The 17,837-nt window shown below is 65.9% G+C and carries 21 protein-coding genes; 11 read left to right on the top strand and 10 right to left on the bottom strand.

All coding sequences use genetic code 11. The features are described 5' to 3' along the window. Window positions 1-3 precede the first annotated feature (3 nt). Genes H7F16_RS03640 through H7F16_RS03630 form a run of 3 tightly spaced genes read right to left on the bottom strand, consistent with a single transcriptional unit; the run spans window position 4 to window position 1,208 of the window. Window positions 4-474 (bottom strand): DUF2271 domain-containing protein, encoded by a 471-nt coding sequence (locus tag H7F16_RS03640; protein WP_185796169.1) that lies wholly within the window; start codon window positions 472-474, stop codon window positions 4-6. Between the two features lie 13 nt (window positions 475-487). Then, window positions 488-844: a hypothetical protein gene (locus H7F16_RS03635; RefSeq protein ID WP_185796168.1), complete on the bottom strand. Its 357-nt coding sequence runs from the start codon at window positions 842-844 to the stop codon at window positions 488-490. A 55-nt stretch (window positions 845-899) separates the two neighbouring features. Next, a complete protein-coding gene (locus H7F16_RS03630; protein ID WP_241741169.1) occupies window positions 900-1,208 on the bottom strand; it encodes a PepSY domain-containing protein in 309 nt (102 codons plus the stop codon). A gap of 193 nt (window positions 1,209-1,401) precedes the next feature. Here H7F16_RS03630 and H7F16_RS03625 point away from each other — a divergent pair, with 193 nt between their 5' ends. From H7F16_RS03625 to H7F16_RS03615, 3 genes are read left to right on the top strand one after another with little or no spacing between them, the layout of a single operon-like run. Further along, window positions 1,402-2,061 (top strand): response regulator transcription factor, encoded by a 660-nt coding sequence (locus tag H7F16_RS03625; RefSeq protein WP_185796167.1) that lies wholly within the window; start codon window positions 1,402-1,404, stop codon window positions 2,059-2,061. Then, entirely contained in the window at window positions 2,058-3,404 is a 1,347-nt protein-coding gene (locus H7F16_RS03620; protein WP_185796166.1) for an ATP-binding protein, read from the top strand. The genes H7F16_RS03625 and H7F16_RS03620 overlap by 4 nt, the downstream gene beginning before the upstream one ends. Beyond that, window positions 3,401-4,108: a VIT1/CCC1 transporter family protein gene (locus H7F16_RS03615; protein ID WP_185796165.1), complete on the top strand. Its 708-nt coding sequence runs from the start codon at window positions 3,401-3,403 to the stop codon at window positions 4,106-4,108. The genes H7F16_RS03620 and H7F16_RS03615 overlap by 4 nt, the downstream gene beginning before the upstream one ends. A gap of 78 nt (window positions 4,109-4,186) precedes the next feature. On the opposite strand, the gene H7F16_RS03610 is transcribed toward H7F16_RS03615, so the two are convergent. Both H7F16_RS03610 and H7F16_RS03605 read right to left on the bottom strand, forming a co-directional pair. Further along, window positions 4,187-4,948, bottom strand: coding sequence for a COG4705 family protein (locus H7F16_RS03610; RefSeq protein WP_185796164.1), 762 nt, complete (start codon window positions 4,946-4,948; stop codon window positions 4,187-4,189). Between the two features lie 5 nt (window positions 4,949-4,953). Continuing rightward, window positions 4,954-5,586: a hypothetical protein gene (locus H7F16_RS03605; protein WP_185796163.1), complete on the bottom strand. Its 633-nt coding sequence runs from the start codon at window positions 5,584-5,586 to the stop codon at window positions 4,954-4,956. A 199-nt stretch (window positions 5,587-5,785) separates the two neighbouring features. Between H7F16_RS03605 and H7F16_RS03600 the strand changes: the two genes are divergently transcribed. Genes H7F16_RS03600 through H7F16_RS03590 form a run of 3 tightly spaced genes read left to right on the top strand, consistent with a single transcriptional unit; the run spans window position 5,786 to window position 8,454 of the window. Next, on the top strand, window positions 5,786-6,457 hold the full coding sequence (locus H7F16_RS03600; protein ID WP_185796162.1) for a response regulator transcription factor: 672 nt from the start codon (window positions 5,786-5,788) through the stop codon (window positions 6,455-6,457). Further along, complete coding sequence (locus H7F16_RS03595) at window positions 6,454-7,929, top strand: sensor histidine kinase (protein ID WP_185796161.1); 1,476 nt, start codon at window positions 6,454-6,456, stop codon at window positions 7,927-7,929. Before H7F16_RS03600 ends, H7F16_RS03595 begins: the two co-directional genes overlap by 4 nt. Window positions 7,930-7,968: 39 nt before the next feature. Continuing rightward, window positions 7,969-8,454: a cytochrome b gene (locus tag H7F16_RS03590; RefSeq protein ID WP_185796160.1), complete on the top strand. Its 486-nt coding sequence runs from the start codon at window positions 7,969-7,971 to the stop codon at window positions 8,452-8,454. Between the two features lie 116 nt (window positions 8,455-8,570). Here H7F16_RS03590 and H7F16_RS03585 read toward each other — a convergent pair whose 3' ends face one another. The 5 genes from H7F16_RS03585 to H7F16_RS03565 form a co-directional block, all read right to left on the bottom strand. Beyond that, on the bottom strand, window positions 8,571-9,512 hold the full coding sequence (locus H7F16_RS03585; RefSeq protein WP_185796159.1) for a hypothetical protein: 942 nt from the start codon (window positions 9,510-9,512) through the stop codon (window positions 8,571-8,573). A 135-nt stretch (window positions 9,513-9,647) separates the two neighbouring features. Further along, the gene (locus tag H7F16_RS03580) at window positions 9,648-10,649 is read right to left on the bottom strand and encodes a 4-hydroxyproline epimerase (RefSeq protein ID WP_185796158.1); all 1,002 of its coding nucleotides are present in this window, start codon (window positions 10,647-10,649) and stop codon (window positions 9,648-9,650) included. Between the two features lie 10 nt (window positions 10,650-10,659). Continuing rightward, entirely contained in the window at window positions 10,660-11,898 is a 1,239-nt protein-coding gene (locus H7F16_RS03575) for an NAD(P)/FAD-dependent oxidoreductase (RefSeq protein WP_185796157.1), read from the bottom strand. 1 nt (window position 11,899) lies between these two features. After that, a complete protein-coding gene (locus tag H7F16_RS03570; protein WP_185796156.1) occupies window positions 11,900-12,856 on the bottom strand; it encodes a dihydrodipicolinate synthase family protein in 957 nt (318 codons plus the stop codon). Window positions 12,857-12,967: 111 nt separating this feature from the next. Next, window positions 12,968-13,675 (bottom strand): GntR family transcriptional regulator, encoded by a 708-nt coding sequence (locus H7F16_RS03565; protein ID WP_185796155.1) that lies wholly within the window; start codon window positions 13,673-13,675, stop codon window positions 12,968-12,970. A gap of 176 nt (window positions 13,676-13,851) precedes the next feature. Here H7F16_RS03565 and H7F16_RS03560 point away from each other — a divergent pair, with 176 nt between their 5' ends. The 5 genes from H7F16_RS03560 to H7F16_RS03540 are packed head-to-tail and all read left to right on the top strand — an operon-like array spanning window position 13,852 to window position 17,800. After that, the gene (locus H7F16_RS03560) at window positions 13,852-14,649 is read left to right on the top strand and encodes an ABC transporter substrate-binding protein (RefSeq protein WP_185796154.1); all 798 of its coding nucleotides are present in this window, start codon (window positions 13,852-13,854) and stop codon (window positions 14,647-14,649) included. 60 nt (window positions 14,650-14,709) lie between these two features. Then, window positions 14,710-15,375, top strand: a complete 666-nt coding sequence (locus H7F16_RS03555; RefSeq protein ID WP_185796153.1) for an amino acid ABC transporter permease — start codon at window positions 14,710-14,712, stop codon at window positions 15,373-15,375. Window positions 15,376-15,387: 12 nt separating this feature from the next. Beyond that, entirely contained in the window at window positions 15,388-16,041 is a 654-nt protein-coding gene (locus H7F16_RS03550) for an amino acid ABC transporter permease (protein WP_185796152.1), read from the top strand. Continuing rightward, window positions 16,034-16,759 (top strand): amino acid ABC transporter ATP-binding protein, encoded by a 726-nt coding sequence (locus H7F16_RS03545; protein ID WP_185796151.1) that lies wholly within the window; start codon window positions 16,034-16,036, stop codon window positions 16,757-16,759. The genes H7F16_RS03550 and H7F16_RS03545 overlap by 8 nt, the downstream gene beginning before the upstream one ends. A gap of 12 nt (window positions 16,760-16,771) precedes the next feature. Then, window positions 16,772-17,800 (top strand): trans-3-hydroxy-L-proline dehydratase, encoded by a 1,029-nt coding sequence (locus H7F16_RS03540; RefSeq protein ID WP_185796150.1) that lies wholly within the window; start codon window positions 16,772-16,774, stop codon window positions 17,798-17,800. Window positions 17,801-17,837 lie beyond the last annotated feature (37 nt).

Below are 17,837 nucleotides of genomic sequence, written 5' to 3'. Positions count from 1 at the left end.
CTGTCAGAAGGCGTAGGTGAAATCGGCGATGTAGCGGCGGCCCTGCACGGGCTGGCCCGCGCCTTGGGTCGTCAGCGGCACGGCGATCTCGTTCGGGCTTTCGCGCATGTCCTCGGCGGCGGCGTCGATGTGCAGCGTGTAGCCCGCGTCGAACAGCTTGTCGGCAAGGTCCATCGTCAACTCGAGGCTGCGGCCCGAGCCGACGCTTGCGCCGGTGATGCCGTCAACCTGCGCGGCGTCGCCGCCCGTCAGCCGTGACCAGTCCGACAGATGCCGGTAATATTTCGACCGTCCGCCCGCCATCCAGAGGCTGCCCGCATAGGCACCCGAGGCATCGGTGACGTAGATCGCAAGATAGGCCCCCGGCCCGCCGTATTGCGCAAGGTTGGTGGTCAGCGTGACCGGACGCGCCGAGGCAAGTCCGGGGGCGATGATCGCGGTGGTCAGCGCAAGGGCTGCGTGTAGCGGTTTCATGGGTGTACTCCGTTCAGTTCGTTTTGACCTGCGGCGTCGTGCCGTCGGTGAATAGGCCGTTCTTCGGCGGGGCGACGCTGCCTGCGGGTGCCGCATTGCCCGCAGCGCCTGCCGCGCAGCCGCCTTCGTCCTCGTCGTCATCCTCGCAGTCGTCGTCATCCGACCCGCCCTCGTCCGAGCCGGACCAGAACCAGCCTTCGCCTTCGCCTTCGTCATCGTCACCGCTGACGCGCAAAAGCCTGCTGTCCGTGCCGGCGGCCGGACCTTCAAAGATGAAAGCATGCGCGCCTGCGGGGGCGGCACCTGCGAAAGCGGCGCCCGCAAGGCTGAAGGCGCTGCCGGCGAGGAGAAGGGCAATGGCCTGTTTCATGTCGTGATGTCCTTTTCGATGGGTATTTCGATGGGGATAGAGGGGGGGCGGCGTGTCAGTCGTCATCGCTCTCGTGGTCTTCGCCGCCGTCACCGTCCTCGAACTCCATCTCGACCACCGCCAGCGACGCGGGATCGAGCTTCACCTCGATCCGGCGGCCTTTGGTGTCGAGGCCCGTCACCTCGTAGCAGCCATCGTCAAGACGGATGCGGGCGACGCGCCAGCCGTTCTGGCCGGCAAGTTCGACGACGGCACCGCGCGGTTGCCATTCCGCCATGGGAACGGCGCAATCGGCCTCTGCGCTTGCGGCGGAAGCGGCCGCCATGAGACCGGCGATGACAAGGCTTGTTGACAGGCGGATCATGCGTGACACTCCGGATCGCTTCCACGCAGCCCTTCTGGCCCGCGAAGCTGACGCCTGCCTGAAGCATGCAGAAAATCTGCTTCAGGTCCGCGTCAGGTTGGCCGGATAGGGACGGGGCGGCACGGGAACGGGGCGGGATGGTCACGGGTTGCGTGTCACAGGTCGCGTGCCACAGGGCCAAGGACAGGATTCGATGCGGATATTGTTGGTCGAGGATGATCGCGTCATCGCAGGGGCCGTGCGCGAGCAGGCCGAAAGCGAAGGGCATTCCGTCGATCACGCCGCACGGCTGGACGACGCGGGCGATGCCTTGGCCGTGGCGCATTTCGACCTGATCCTTCTCGACCTCATGCTGCCCGACGGGCGCGGCCTGCCCTTCCTGCGCGGCCTTCGGGCCAGGGGTGATGTCACGCCCGTCATCATCATGACCGCGCTCGATCAGGTGTCCGACCGGATAGAGGGGCTGAACGCGGGGGCCGATGACTATCTGGTCAAACCGTTCGACCTGACCGAATTGTCCGCGCGGATCGGGGCGGTGTCGCGCCGTTACGCGGGCAACCCGAACCCGCGGATCGAGTTGGGCGAGCTGTCGGTCGACATTGCCGCCCGCAGCCTGACGCGGGGGGGAAAGCCCGTGCCGCTGACCGCGCGCGAATGGGTGCTGCTTGAGGCGTTCTTGCAAAAGCCGGGTCAGTTGCTGTCAAAGACCGTGCTCGAGGAACGGCTCTATTCATTCGACACCGAAGTCGAAAGCAACACGATCGAGGTCCATATAAGCCGCCTTCGCAAGAAACTGGGGGCCGATGTGATCGTGACCGAACGCGGGCTGGGCTATCGGCTGGGCAGCGCATGAAGGGGGCGTCGATCCGCATCCGCTCGGCCGTCGCGCTGTCGCTGATCGTCACGGCGCTCTGGCTTGCGACGGCCGCGCTGACGGCAAAGATCCTGTCCGACGAGATGGACGAGGTTTTCGATTCCGCCCTGCAAGAGACGGGGCAGCGCATCCTGCAACTGGCCGTGGTCGATGTGCTGAACCGCGAGGAGGCGGGCATCACGCGCCGTGTGACGGGCCTTGCCGCGCATGAGGAGCATTTCACCTATGTCGTCCGCGACCAGACCGGCGCGGTTCTGCTGGCCTCGCACCGTGCAGAGCCTGCGGATTTTCCGCTGTTCGACGCAGCCGGCTTTCACGACGCGCAGGACCTGCGTTTCTATCAAGAGGCCGCCGTCAGCAACACGGTGATCCTGACCATTGCCGAACCGCTGTCGCATCGGCGCGAGGTGGCGTTCGAGATGGTCGTGGCCCTTGCCTTGCCGCTTCTGGTCATGGTGCCGCTCAGCGTGGTGGCGATCTTTTACGGGCTGGGTTTCGGCTTGCGCCCTCTTGACCGGCTGCGCGACCAGCTGGCGTTGCGCGGTGCGACCCGTCTGACACCCTTGCCGCGCGAGGGCCTGCCCGCCGAATTGCGCCCCGTGGCCGATACGGTGAACGACCTTCTGGCGCGGCTTGAAAAATCCTTTGCCGCCGAGCGCAGCTTTGCCGCCAATGCCGCGCACGAGCTGCGAACACCGCTTGCCGGGGCGCTGGCACAGGTGCAGCGCCTGCGCCAGCAATCGGCGGATGCCGAAACCCGCCGCCGCGCGGACGAGGTGGAAGCCACCCTGAAACGTCTGACGCGGCTGTCCGAGAAGCTCATGCAGCTTGCCCGAGCCGAAGGGGCGCGGCTGCTTGTCGACCGGCCGACCGATATCGGCGCCGTCCTGTCGCTTGTGGCGCGCGACTTCCGCTATGGCAAGGATGCAGAGCGGCTTGACCTGTCCCTGCCGGATGCTGCGGTGATGTCGACCGTCGATCCCGATGCGGTGGCCATCGTGGCGCGGAACCTGATCGAGAATGCCCTGCGCCACGGAGGCGGATCGGGCGTTGCCATAAGGCTCGACGCTTCGGGCCTGCTGGCGGTCGAGAACGGCGGCGCGGCGATACCGCCCGACCAGATGGCCCGGTTGACCGACCGTTTCGTGCGCGGCGACGGGGGCGAGGGCAGTGGCCTTGGCCTTGCCATCGTCCAGACCATCGCGGGGCGCATCGGATCGAAGCTGTCGCTGCATTCACCCATTCCGGGCAGGACGGATGGCTTTCGCGCCACCATCGACCTGATCCCCGATCCTTCTGCCAGAACGGACAGAACATCATGACGCTTGCCTACCAATCCGCCCATGAAGAGCTTCACTACCTCGACCGCGCCGGATGGCTGCGTGCCGCCGTGCTGGGGGCGAATGACGGGATCGTTTCGGTCGCCTCGCTGATCGTGGGTGTTGCCGCCGCCGATCCGGGCCGCGCCGCGATCCTGATCGCAGGGGCCGCAGGGCTGGCCGCCGGAGCCATGTCGATGGCGGCCGGAGAATATGTGTCGGTCAGTTCGCAATCCGATGTGGAGCGCGCCGATATCGCGCGCGAGCGTCAGGCGCTGGTCGACACGCCCGAGGCCGAAGAACGGGAACTGGCCTCGATCTACGAATCGCGCGGGCTTTCGGCGCAGACGGCGGCGCTTGTGGCGCGCGAGTTGACGCAGAAAGATGCCCTCGCCGCGCATGTGCGGGACGAGTTGGGCCTGTCCGAGGTGCATTCGGCAAATCCGCTGCAAGCGGCTTTTGCCTCGGGCCTGACCTTCACGCTTGCCGCTGCCGTCCCGATGGCTGCCGCAGCGCTTGCCCCCGATGCATGGATCATCCCCGCGGTCGTGATCGCCACGCTCGTCAGCCTTGCGGGGCTTGGTGCGCTGGGTGCGCATGCGGGCGGCGCGCCGAAGATGCGGGCCACCGCGCGCGTGCTGTTCTGGGGTGCCGCCGCGATGGCCATCACGGCGGGGGTGGGCAGGGTCTTCGGCGTTTCGGTCTAGAACCGGGGGCGGCGTGTCCGCCCTATGCGCTTGTCCGCCCTATGCGCCCGATCCTGCGCGCCTGTCCCTGCCGCAGGGTCAGGCGCGGATGCGCCGCCGCAGGGTCATCGTGCCGACCGTGCCTGCGATGATCGCAAGGAATGCCAGACTGGTTACCACGGTGCCAAGGCCAAGCCCGCCATAGTCGGCAGGCTGCGCCAGAAGGTCACCGAAAGACGCGCCAAGCGGGCGGGTGAAGATATAGCACAGCCAGAAGGCCCAGATGCCGTCGAGGCCGAGCGCGAAATATCCCGTGGCCAGCGATGCGATGACCAGCCCGAACAGCACGCCCGTTGCGGCAAAGCCGACCCCGAAGGCCTCGGAAATCAGGTCGCCGAACGCCGTGCCCAGCGCAAAGGTGAACAGGATCGCCAGCCAGTAGAACACCTCGCGCCGCAGGGTAAAGACCGCGTGGATCGACAGGGACCGTTCGACCAGCCACCAGACCGCAAAGGTCAGCCCAAGCAGCAGCGTGAACCCGATGGTCGAGCTGAGAAGCGGCACGCCCAGCGCATCGGTCATGTTGTCGGTGACCAGCGTGCCCACCACCGAGATCAGCACGACCGATGTCCAGTAGCTTGCCGGAACATACCGGCGCTGGCGGAACTGCCACAGGATCGCGGCCACCAGAACCGCCGTCATCAGAACGGTCGTCGCCGCCAGCCCGAGACCGAGGTTGACGGCAAGGAAATCGGCGGCCGTCTCGCCCATCGTCACGGCGGTCAGCTTGATCAGCCAGAAACCGGCGGTCACTTCGGGAACGCGGTTGACGGGCGCAAGGCCGTCGGGTGCATCGGTCATCGGTTTCATTCCTTCACCATGGCCAGCGCCTGCGCCGAAAAGACGTTGGCGCGCGTATCGTCATCGGCGTTGCAGCGTTCCAGCGCCTTGGCCTGCAAATCGGCCACCGCAGCGGGCGGGGTCTTGCCGGCAAGCCTGTCGCGCAACGTGCCGATCAGCTCTTCGCAGGGCAGGGCATGTCCGGTGTCGTCGGTCACGGCGATCCCCGCGACAAGCTGGACCGGCTGGCTGGCTGCGGCGGCAACGGGTGCCGCCAAGGCCGATAGCAGCGCCCCGAGCGCGGTCTGCACCTTTGCCGCGTCGGGCCTATCGGTCCGCAGCGCCGCAAAGGCCGCATCCGCCGCATCGTCGATGCTGGCCCAAGCGGCGGGATCGGCAGGGCGCAGGGCGGGCTCGTTCCTGTCCCACAGGGTTTCAAGATCGCTGATGCGCCGTTCCGCTGCGGCGAAATCCGCCGTTGCCGCGATCTTCTGCGTATCGGCCACGATGGCGGCATAGGCCGACAGGTCGCCCAGCGCCGACAGCGCGACGGGGCTTTGCGCCGGAGCAAGGAAAACCGTCTCGACAAGGGTGAAGCCCCCTGCCGGAACGGCGATCAGCACCACCGACAAAAGCAGGTTGCGCAGGACTGGGGCCATGTTCGGTTTCGCCTCTTCCAGCGCCACGGGCGTCGCGACGCTGGTGATCCCTATGCCCGCAGGTTTCGCGAAAGCCCTGACCGCAATCTTACAAATCCGTAAGGTCCGCGCGGTCGCTTGCACCTTCGCTTGCGCCGCGACTTCGGATAAGACGCGTGAACCGGGCCGCATACGGGTTCGGGCGCAGGACGTGGCCGCGATGAAACTGCTTTATGCCGAAGACGATGCCGAGGCGGCGCGCTACGTGGTCAAATCCCTTCTTGCCGAAGGCCATGTGGTCGACCATCTGGCCGACGGCCGCGACGCGCTCTCGCAGGCGATGGCGGGCGGCTATGACATGGTCATCCTCGACCGGATGCTGCCGGGCCTCGACGGTCTTTCGGTGCTGCAAGCGCTGCGGGCGGCACGGGTGACGGCCCCCGTGATCCTTCTCACCGCGATGGGCAGCATCGACGACCGCGTGACCGGCCTTCGCGCGGGGGCGGATGACTACATGGTCAAACCCTTCGCCTTCGTCGAACTTCTCGCCCGCATCGACACGCTGCGCCGCCGCCCCGCCCTGCAGGCCGAGGTTCTGGAACTCGTCGCGGGCGATCTGGTTCTCGACATCGCCAGCCGCCGCGCGCGGCGTGACGGGCAATGGATCGACCTGCAACCCCGCGAATACCTGCTGCTGCGCCATTTCATGGAGCGTCAGGGCCGCGTGCAGACGCGGACTGTGCTGCTCGAATCCGTCTGGGGCCTGCATTTCGACCCCAAGACCAGCGTCGTCGAAACCCATATCAGCCGGCTCAGGAACAAGATCGACCGACCCTTTGCAAAACCCTACCTGACCACGCTGCACGGCGTGGGCTATGTGTTGCAGCCATGATGCGCCAACCGTCATGGTCGATGCGCTTTGCCCTCGCGCTTTCTGTCGTTTTCGCGCTGGGAACCCTTGCGGCGGGCGGGCTGTCCTATTTCGTGATCTCGCAGGAACTGTCGCACCGTCTGGCCCGTGATGTCCGCACCTCGGCCGAAGGACTTGCCCGCATCGCGGATGCGGGCGACAGGACCGATCTCGAGGAACAGATCGCCGCCCAGGTCAGGGCGGTGGGCGACGCCTCGACGCTGTTTGCCTATGTCGATGCCATGACAGGGCAGACGACGGGAACGCTGCGCCTTGCGGCCCGCTTTGCCACCCCTTTCACCGGCGCGCGCGACCTTGTCCCCGGTCGCGATTTCCTGTCCGTCAGCGGGGCAGGGCAGGCGGCCGGACCGGATGCCTATTCCGCCTATGGCGTGCAGACCCGCATCGGCTGGGTCATCGTCGCGCGCGACACGGCCTGGGTGACCGAAAGCACCGACATCCTGCTGCGCGCGACGGCCTTGGCAATCGTGGCCTCGCTGCTGCTGTCGCTGGGTCTGGCCTATGTCATCGCCCGCCGGAACGAGGCGCGGATCACCGGAATGGAGACGGTGCTCGATGCCATCGGCCAAGGGGCGCTGCAAAGACGGATCGGCGACAGCGGCACCGACGACATCGCCGACCTGTCGCGCCGCGTGGACCGGATGCTCGACCGGCTCGAGGCGGGCATCCACGCGATAAGGCAAGTCTCGACCGATGTGGCCCATGACCTGCGCGCGCCGCTCCAGCGCCTGCGGATGCGGCTGGAACCCCAGGCCCTGTCTGCCGACCTGCCGGACGAAGCCCGGCACGAGATCGGATCGGCGCTGCAAGACATCGACGCGATTTCCGCGACCTTCGATGCCATCCTGCGGCTGGCGCGGCTGCAATCGGGAACGGTCACCCTGCAAGCGGTGACCGTCGATCTGGCCGCCATCGCGCGCGACGTCCATGACCTGCTGGAACCCACCGCCGCCGAGGCGGGGCATGTCCTCTCGCTCGATCCGGCGGCAGGCCCCGCCCTGGTGCAGGGCGACGCAGGGCTTCTTGCGCAAGCCGTCGTCAATCTGGTCGACAACGCCCTGCGCCACTGTCCCGCCCCTGCGCGGATCACGGTTGCGGTCCGCCCTGACGGGGCCGGTCCTGTCCTGACCGTCAGCGATGACGGCCCCGGCATTCCCGCCCCCGACCGAGCGCGCGTGCTTGACCGTTTCGTCAGGCTCGACGCCAGCCGGTCCGTGGCGGGAACCGGCCTCGGGCTGAGCCTTGTCGCGTCGATTGCGAAACTGCACGGCGCGGCCTTCGAACTGGCCGACAACACACCCGGACTGACCGCGTCGCTGCTCTTTCCGCCTGCGGACGGGCATCGCATGGCGGAAGAAGCAGATGACGCCGGCCCGGCGGCGTGGTTCCGGCCACCCGCACCCCCCGGCGCAGCAACAGATCAAACCAAGTAACGGCGAACACGTCGCCACAAGGACGAGGATACAGGCACTATGGTTAAACGTGATGGTTACAGCAAAGCGCAAATCGGCCTCCATTGGCTGACGGCGGCTCTGATCGGCTTCAACTATCTTTACAGCGAGGGCATGGGCGATGCCCTCGACGCCCGCCTAGAAGGCGGCGCGGAACCGACCCTCGGGATCATTCCCAACGTCCATGTCTGGGTCGGCATCGCCGTTCTTGTCATGGTCGTGCTGCGCCTTGGCCTGCGCATGGTGCAGGGCCACCCCGCAGCGGCCGGAACGGGCCTGACCGCGCTTGCCGCGACCTGGGGTCACCGCCTGCTCTATCTGGTTTTGCTGGTCGTTCCGGCGCTGGGGGCGGTCACATGGTTCGGCGGACTGGACGCCACGGGCGAGCCGCACGCCTTCATGGCGAATGTCATCCTCGTTCTGGCGGGCCTGCATGCGCTGGTCGCCCTGTTCCACCAGTTCGTGCTGAAGGATGGCTCGCTGACCCGTATGCTGCGGTCAAAGTGATGGCACAGGGGCGCGCCAGACGCGGATCGCGCTGAAGCCCCCGCTTTGCAAAGAACAGGTGTCGGGCCGAAAGGCCCGTCACGCCACGGCCTGACAGACCCCAACCGCCTGCGGCCCTAGCCGCCCGATGCCTGACGCGGGGCCAGAAAATCGGCACCCGCCCGCAGGAAGGTGATGGTCCCTGCCGGAAAGTTCCACAGGCTCGGGTGGTCCGACAGAAAGCCCGCCCCCAGCCGCAGCGCATCTGACCCCGGCCAAGGCCGCTTGTCGGCAGGGCCGCCGGCCTCGACCAGATGAACCGCGATGCCGTCAAAGGTCGCGCCGCCGAAGGTGACTTCCGCCAAGGTTCCCGCCTCGCCCGATACGGTCAGAAGCGCCCCTTCCGCAAGCCGCGCGCGGGTTTCGGCCCGCAGGTAAAGCGTGCCGCTGTCGCCCGTGTCGAACTCCAGCACCACCGGCATATCGCCGATGAAGGCCCCCGAAGTGGGCATCTCGCCCCGCCGCAGGGCAACGGTCAGCCGCGCGACCACATCGGCAGGCGCGGGCTGTGGCACGGCCAATGCGCCTGCGCCGTCGCTGCGCAGAACGGTCAGCACCTTGCGCCCGTAATCCAGCGCAAAGGCCCCGCCCTCGACCGCCGGAGTGCCGACGAAACCCAGAAAATCGGGGCCGAACATCCCCTCGACAAAGCCGAAGTTGCCGCTCGGCGCCATCGGGGCCGTCGCAAAGGGCTGGCCGCCGATCTGCAGGGCAGGGGCCTCGTGCAGCCTTACCTCGATCGCCTGCCCCGAGGCGGCGGTGCCCCTGCCTGCGACTGTCCCCGCCGGCAAGGGCAGGGCATCGCGGTTCAGAAACACCGCCATGGGCGTGCCGGTGTCAAACATCATCCGCCCCGCCACGTCACCGACCTTGGCCGCCAGCAGGGGTTTGTCATCCACCACCTCGAAGGGGATCTCGCGCCACGCTTGCCCCGCAGCCAGCAGGTCGGCGCGCGCGGCAGGGGCCGAGACGGTCAAGCCCAACATGGCGCGCAGAAGGATGGTCTTGGCCCGTGTCATGCAGTCCCTGTTCCAAATCGGCGGTTTGACCCGGCTGTCCCTGACGGGTGCCGACATCGTGCCAGACTTGGCCGGATTTGCACGACGGGCAAGTGTTCGATCACGCCCGCCCCGGAAAGGGCCGGACCCCTGCCCTCAGCGCACCACGAAGCCCTTGGCAAAGGGGTCGCGGTCGTCGATGAAAATGGTGTTGTAGCCCGTCATCCGCGCCCATCCCGCGATAGAGGGGATGATGGCCGCGCGGCCCGCCACGCTGGCGGCGGCCTCGACACGGCCCTTGAAGATGGACCCGATGATGCTTTCGTGGTGGAATTCGTCGCCCACCGCCAGTTTGCCCTTGGCTGCAAGCTGGGCCATGCGGGCCGAGGTTCCGGTGCCGCAGGGCGACCGGTCAATCGCCTTGTCACCGTAGAACACCGCGTTGCGGGCATGGGCGCCATCGACCGTGGGCTTGCCTGTCCACTGGATATGGCTCAGCCCGTTGATGGCCGGATGTTCGGGGTGGACGAATTCGTATTTGGCGTTGAGTGCGGCGCGCAGTTTCTGGCTGAAGCCGATCAGCTCGCCCGCGGTGAAACTGGCCATGTCGTCGAAACAGGCTTGCGGCTCGACGATGGCGTAGAAATTGCCGCCATAGGCCACATCGACCACGACCTCGCCCAGACCTTCGACCGTGGCGGTCAGCCCCTCGGCGTGAAGGTATGATGCGACGTTGGTCAGGCGCACTTCCTCGACGAAGCGGCCCTCTTGGCGGTAGGCGATGTCGACCTTGCCCGCAGGCGCGTCGATCGACAGCTTGCCCGGTTCGCGCGGGGTGATCAGGCCGTTCTCGATGCCCATCGTGATGGTGCCGATGGTGCCATGCCCGCACATGGGCAGGCAGCCCGAGGTTTCGATGAACAGCACCGCCACGTCGCAATCGGGGCGCGTCGGCGGATAGAGGATCGAGCCGGACATCATGTCATGCCCGCGCGGCTCGAACATCAGGCCCGTGCGGACCCAGTCGAACTCGCGCAGGAAATGGGCGCGGCGTTCCAGCATGTTGGCCCCCTCGAGGCGCGGGCCACCCCCCGAGACAAGGCGCACGGGGTTGCCGCAGGTGTGACCATCGATGCAGGAAAAGGTATGAACGGCCATTGTGCGAACCTTAGAAACGTTGCGGGCTGAAGGGGGCAAGGTCGATGGCGGGGCGGACCCCCGTGACCAGATCGGCCACAAGGCGGGCGGTGCCCGCGCTTTGCGTCAGGCCCAGATGGCCGTGGCCGAAGGCATAGACGACATGCGGTGTCGCCCGCGCGTGGCCGATGGCGGGCAGGCTGTCCGGCAACGAGGGGCGGAAGCCCATCCACTGCACGCCGCCCGTCGCATCCAGCCCCGGCAGGAAGGCTTGCGCCTTCTTCAGCATGGCCTCCGAGCGTTTGTAATTGGGCGGCAGCGACAGACCGCCGAGTTCGACCGCACCGCCGACGCGGATGCCGGTGGACAGGCGCGAGATGACGAAACCGTGGCCGCCGAAGGTCACCTGCATCCGCAGGTCGAAGGCCCGCGCGGGCAGCGTGGTGTTGTAGCCGCGTTCGGTTTCCAGCGGGATCGCCTCGCCCAGACTGCGGGCGATGCGGTGCGAGAAGGCTCCGGCGGCGACGACCACCTTGCCCGCCCGCAACGTCGCGCCATCGGCAAAGGACAGGGTCGCGCCGTCCTGTGCGGGGCTGACGGCTGTCACCTCTGCGATGCGCAGCCTGCCGCCATTGGCGCGGAACCGGTCGGCAAGGGCTTCGGTGTAAAGCTTGGGGTCGGCGATGGAATACCAGCCGGGGGTGAATGTGCCGTGGGTGAAGCGCGGCGACAGGCCGGGCTGCACGGCGGCCATTTCGGCGGCGTTCATGTGGTGGAATTCGATGCCGTGATCCTGCCGCGCCTGCCAGCCCGGAAGCGAGGCGCGGAATTCAGCCTCGCCCTCGTAGACCTGAAGGTTGCCGCGTTTGGCCAGCATCTCCGCCGTGCCGGTCAGGGCAAGGAAGGGTTCGAGTTCCGCCTTGGACAGGTCCATCAGCGCGGTCTGCGCGCGTGTCGATGCCGCGACCGCGCGGGGCGAACAGGCGCGCCAGAAACGGAACATCCACGGCGCGATCTGCAACGCATAGGCTGGCGGCACGCTCAGCGGGCCGAGCGGGTCAAGCAGCCAGCGCGGCGCCTTGCGCAGGATCCCCGGCGAGGCGAGGGGCAGGATGTCGGTAAAGGCGAAGGCACCGGCATTGCCCGCCGATGCACCCGCAGCGGGGCCTGTGCGGTCGATCACGGTGACCGCAAACCCGCGCGATTGCAGGGCGAGGGCGGCGGAAAGACCCACCACCCCCGCGCCGATGACGACGACTTCGGCGGTCATGTCAGGCGCTGTGCTTCGCGTCCAGTTTCGACGACCAGTCGGCATACCACGCGGTAAAGAGCGCCAGCTGCTTCTCGATGAAACCCTGCTGGCTGGGCGACAGGGCGTCGGTCTCGTTGAAATGCAGCTTGAAGGATGCATCGCCACGGATGACCAGCATGTGCTTGAAGAACAGCACAAGGTCGGGGCCGGCATCGACTTCGGACAGGATCTGCATCGCACTGTCGAGTTCAAAGGCCAGACGCCGCGCGGTCGCATCGCCTGCGACGGCAGCCTTGCACAGTTTGGTAAGGTGCAGCACCTCGCGCGGGAGGACGTTGCCGATGCCGGTGATCGCGCCATCGGCGTTGCAGTTGACATAGCCGTGGTAGACGGCCGTATCGACCCCGATCATCAGCTTGATGTCATCCGACCCCGAGGTGATCGCCTCGCCGGCATAGGACAGGTCGGCAAAACCGCCGAATTCCTTGAAGCCGACAAGGTTCGGGTGTTCGGCGCGGATCTGGAAGAACAGGTCCGCTTTGGTCGAATAGCCGTAGTAGGGGCTGTTGTAGATCACGGCGGGCAGGTTCGGGGCTGCGGCAAGGATCGCCCTGAAATGGGCTTTCTGCGCGGCGGGGACCGTGCCGCGCGACAGCAGGCGCGGAATGACCATCAAGCCATGCGCGCCGACCTTTTGCGCATGCGCGGCAAGTGCGGCGGCGGTGGCGGTGTTCACGGCACCCGTGCCCACGACGACCTTGATGCCCGCTTTGACAAGGCGCTCGACGCCTTCCATCCGCCACTCGTTCGTCAGCAGCGGCCAGTCGCCCATCGACCCGCAATAGACCACCGCCGACATGCCGAGTGCGACGAGTTCCTTGGCCTTTTCGACCAGCCGGTCGAAATCGGGGGTGCGGTCTGCCTTGCAGGGCGTCATCAGCGCAGGGATCGTGCCGGTGAAAATGCTGGAGTCCATGGACGTTCCTCCTGATGGGGTGCGAATCTGGGTTACGGGGTCAGCATAGACGTTGCATTAAGTTTGTCGACAAGAATTTTTCGAATAAGAAAAATCTGGCGGGTGGCAGGGTCAAAGCGCGATGTGCTGGCGGCGGTCGCTGGCGATCATCTCCTGGATCTGGCGCACGATCTGGTCGGCATGCTCGCGCGCGAGACGGTCGCACAGGTCGATGTCGCGCGCCTCGACGGCGGCGATGATGGCCTCGTGTTCCAAGATGTAGGGATGCGGCAACCGCGCCTCGAACCGCGGATAATAGTAAAGCCGCAGGATGCGGCGGCCTTCGTCAAGCAGGCGCAGGAAAAGTTGCAGGTAGTAGGAATTGCGCCCCGCTTCCGCGATGGCGGCGTGGAAGTCGCGGTTGCAGGTGATCATCGCCGCCGTGTCGCCCGCCAGCACGGCGCGGGAAAACACCTCTTGCCGCAGGCGGATCGCCGCAAGGTCGGCGGGGGTGTGGAACTCTGCCGCAAGCCGCGTGGTGACACGGTACATCAGCGTCAGCGCGTCGAAGAAGGCCGAAAGGTTCGGGTAGTCGATCTGCGCCACCACGGTCGAGCGGTTGGGCAGCATCGTCACCAGCCCCTCGCCCGCAAGCCGGACCAGCGCCTCGCGCACGGGCGTCCGCGACATCGAGAAACGCTCGGCCAGACCCGCCTCGTCCACCGGCTCTCCGGGGGCAAGGACGAGGTCGAGGATCTCGTCGCGCAGCGTGTCATAGACGAGTTTCGCCCCCGCGCCGCGCTTGCGGTCGGACCAGTCGGCTGTGTCTGTTTCGGTCATTCCGGCCCCGCCTTGTCGACAACAAGGATACAGGTTCGCGCGTTTCGGGCAAGCGGGCTGGCCAAGCCCTGCCATCACGGGCGATATTTTTTCTTATAATAAAAAAGTTTTGCCAAAGCGGAAAACGCATGACACGATGGGAAAGGAAAAAGCCGAATCACAGGGAGGACTCCACCATGAAGACTTTGGTTACAGTTGCCGCTTTGCTCGTGTCCGCCGGAGCCGCACAGGCCGACAAGCTCGACGACATCATCTCTTCGGGCACCCTGCGCTGCGCGGTGGTGCTCGACTTCCCGCCGATGGGGTTCCGCGACGAGAGCAACAACCCGCAGGGCTTCGACGTCGATTACTGCAACGACCTCGCCGCCGCGCTGGGTGTGACCGCCGAAATCGTTGAAACCCCCTTCCCCGAGCGTATTCCCGCGCTGATGTCGGGCCGCGTCGATGTCGGCGTCGCCTCGACCTCGGACACGCTCGAACGTGCCAAGACCGTGGGCTTCAGCATTCCCTACTTCGCCTTCGAAATGGCCGTGACCGCGAACGAAAAGTCGGGGATCACCTCGTACGAGACGATGAAGGGCAAGGTCGTCGGGGCCGTTGCCGGCACCTACGAGGCGATCGCGCTGGAAGAGCAGGTCAAGGCATGGGGCGAGGGCGAGTTCCGCCCCTACCAGACGCAGGCGGACGTCTTCCTTGCGCTGAGCCAGGGCCAGCTTGACGGCACGGTCTCGACCTCGACCGTGGCGCAGGCCAACGTCAAGTCGGGCAACTATCCGGGGGCAAAGGTTGTCGGCAAGGCACCCTTCGACACGGATTACGTCGCACTCTTCACCAACCGCGAGGAATACGGCCTGATCAACTATCTGAACCTCTTCGTGAACCAGCAGGTCCGTACCGGCCGTTACGACGAGCTTTATGAAAAGTGGATCGGCGGCGACATTCCGAGCCTGTTGGTCCCGAACGCCTATCGCTGATAGTATCGGGGGGTGCGCGCGTCGGCGCGCACCCCTTTTTCACGCCGGCAAGAGGCGCGCATGTTCTCTTATACCTTCCAGTGGAAGCAGGCCTTGGCCAAGCTTCCTCTCATGCTTGACGGGGCGCTTGTCACCATCGAGATCGCGCTGCTATCGATGGCCATCGGCATCGTGCTGGCCGTGGTCCTGACGGGCTTCCGCCTGTCGAACAACCGCTTCCTCGTCGCGATCACCACGACATGGGTGGAACTCGCGCGCAACACGCCCGCCCTGTTCCAGATCTACATGGCCCATTTCGGCGTGGCGAGTTTCGGGGTGCATTTCAGCCCCTATGTCTCGCTTCTGATCGGGATCACCTTCAACAACGCGGGCTACCTGTCCGAGAATTTTCGCGGCGCCCTCAAGGCCATTCCCGACACGCAGGCCCGCGCGGCGCGGTCGCTCGGCATGTCGGCCGTGCAGGCCTTCGGCTATGTCGTGCTGCCCCAGATGCTGCGCATCGCCTTCCTGCCGATGACAAACCAGATGGTCTGGGCCATCCTGATGACCTCGCTTGGCATCACGGTCGGCATGAACTTCGACCTCTACGGGGTGACGCAGGATCTGAACGCGCTGACCTTCCGCACCTTCGAGCTGTTCGCCCTTGCCGCCGTCATCTTCTACGTCATGACGAAAATCATCCAGATCGGTGCGCGCCTTATCGCAACCCGCCTGTTCCGCTATTGAAGGGAGAGAGCGATGTTCGATACCGCACTGACCGTTCAGGATATGGTCTTTCTGGCAAAGGGGGCAGGGATCACCCTGCTTGTCACCGCCATCGCCGTCGTGCTGGGAACCTGCCTTGGCATCATCTTCGGGATTTTCCGCTTTCAGGTCGGCCCGTGGTGGGCCGCCCCGCTGACCTTTGTTCTGGATGTCTCGCGTTCTATTCCGCTGCTCATCCAGCTTGTGCTGGCCAATGCCTTCATGGGCATGGTGCTGAAGCTCAAGATGTCGGGCTTTACCGTGGCCTGCGGGGTGCTGACGCTTTACACCGCCGCCTATTGCGCCGAAATCGTGCGCGGCGCGGTCGGGGCCGTGCCCTTCACGACGCGGCGCGCGGCGCGCTCGCTCGGGCTGAGCTGGTGGCAGGACATGGCCTATATCGTCATGCCGCTTGCGACCCGCGTCGCGCTGCCCTCGTGGATCGGGCTGGCGCTGGGAGTGATGAAGGACTCGGCGCTTGTCTATATCGTGCAGGTGACCGAACTGCTGAAATCGACGCAGATCCTGATCACCCGTTTGCAGGAACCGCTGCTGCTGCTGATGATCTGCGGTGCCTTCTACTTTGTCATCAGCTTCCCTATCGCCCGTTTCGGCGGGTATCTCGAAAAACGGTGGTCCAATGATTGAGATCGAAAACGTCCGCAAATCCTTTGGCCCGCTGGAAGTTCTGAAAGGCATCGACCTGACGGTGCAAAAGGGCGAGGTTCTGACGATCATCGGCGGGTCGGGGTCGGGGAAATCGACGCTGCTCACCTGCATCAACGGGCTTGAGCCGATCGATTCCGGCCGCATCAAGGTTGACGGAACCGAGGTGCATGCCCGCGGCACCGACCTGAACAAGCTGCGCACCAAGCTCGGGATCGTGTTCCAGCAGTGGAACGCCTTTCCGCACCTGACGGTGATGGAGAACGTGATGCTCGCCCCGCGCAAGGTTCTGGGCATCGGCAAGGCCGAGGCGGCGGCGATTGCCGAAAAGCAACTGTCCCACGTCGGTCTGGGTGACAAGCTCGATGTCTATCCCTCGCGGCTGTCCGGCGGCCAGCAGCAGCGCATGGCCATCGCGCGCGCCTTGGCGATGTCGCCGGGCTACATGCTTTTTGACGAGGTGACCTCGGCGCTTGACCCCCAACTGGTGGGCGAGGTTCTCGATACGTTGCGCATGCTCGCCTCGGAAGGGATGACGATGATCTGCGTCACGCACGAGATGAAATTCGCACGCGAGGTGTCGGACCGCGTGGCCTTCTTCTCGAAAGGCGTCATGGCCGAGATCGGCACGCCCCAGCAGATTTTCGACGCGCCGCAAAACCCCGAGACGGCGGCCTTCGTCAAGATGACCCAGAACTGAGGCGGCAGGACCATGCGGACGACCAGGGTTGTGCATGTCGTGTCCTGCCATGCCGAAGGCGAGGTGGGCGATGTGATCGTGGGGGGCGTGCTGCCCCCGCCGGGCGCGACCGTCTGGGAACAGTCGCGCTGGATCGCGCGCGACGAGGGCCTGCGGAACTTTGTGCTGAACGAACCGCGCGGCGGGGTGTTCCGGCATGTGAACCTGCTTGTGCCGCCCAAGGACCCGCGGGCGCAGATGGGCTGGATCATCATGGAACCGGCGGACACGCCGCCCATGTCCGGCTCCAATTCCATCTGCGTGGCCACGGTGCTTCTGGATACGGGCATCATCCCGATGCAGGAACCGGTCACGCGGATGGTCCTCGAAGCGCCCGGCGGCGTGATCGAGGTTCAGGCCGAATGCCGCAACGGCAAGGCCGAGCGGATCAGCGTGCGCAACGTGCCGTCCTTCGTGGGCCATCTTGACGCAAAGATCGAGGTCGAGGGGATCGGCACGCTGACGGTCGATACCGCCTATGGCGGTGACAGCTTCGTGCTGGTCGATGCGGCCTCGGTCGGCCTCGAGATCACGCCGCGCAATGCCCGCGACATCGCCATGACCGGAATGAAGATCACCAAGGCCGCGAACGAACAGCTTGGCTTCCGCCACCCCGCAAACGACTGGAACCATATTTCCTTTTGCCAGTTCACCGATCCGGTGACACGGCAGGACGGGGTTCTGGTCGGCAAGAACGCCGTGGCGATCCGTCCGGGCAAGATCGACCGCTCGCCCACCGGCACGGGCTGTTCGGCGCGGATGGCGGTTCTGTTCGCGCGGGGTCAGATGGCGCTGGGCGACCGCTTCATCGGCAAGTCGATCATCGACACCGAGTTCCACTGCCACATCGACGCAAAGGTGGACATCAACGGAACCGCGGGCATCAGCCCGGTGATTTCCGGCCGGGCCTGGGTGATCGGGACGCACCAGTTGATGGTCGACCCCTCGGACCCGTTCCAAAGCGGATACCGCCTGTCCGACACATGGCCCGCCGACCTGTGACCGGCCCTTTCTGGAACCCCGCCGCGCCCTGACGTGG

The sequence above is a fragment of the Paragemmobacter straminiformis genome, from assembly GCF_014243445.1.
Lineage (GTDB): Bacteria > Pseudomonadota > Alphaproteobacteria > Rhodobacterales > Rhodobacteraceae > Paragemmobacter > Paragemmobacter straminiformis.
Note: the sequence above shows the minus strand (reverse complement) of the source record. Positions and strands in the feature narration are given on the sequence as shown.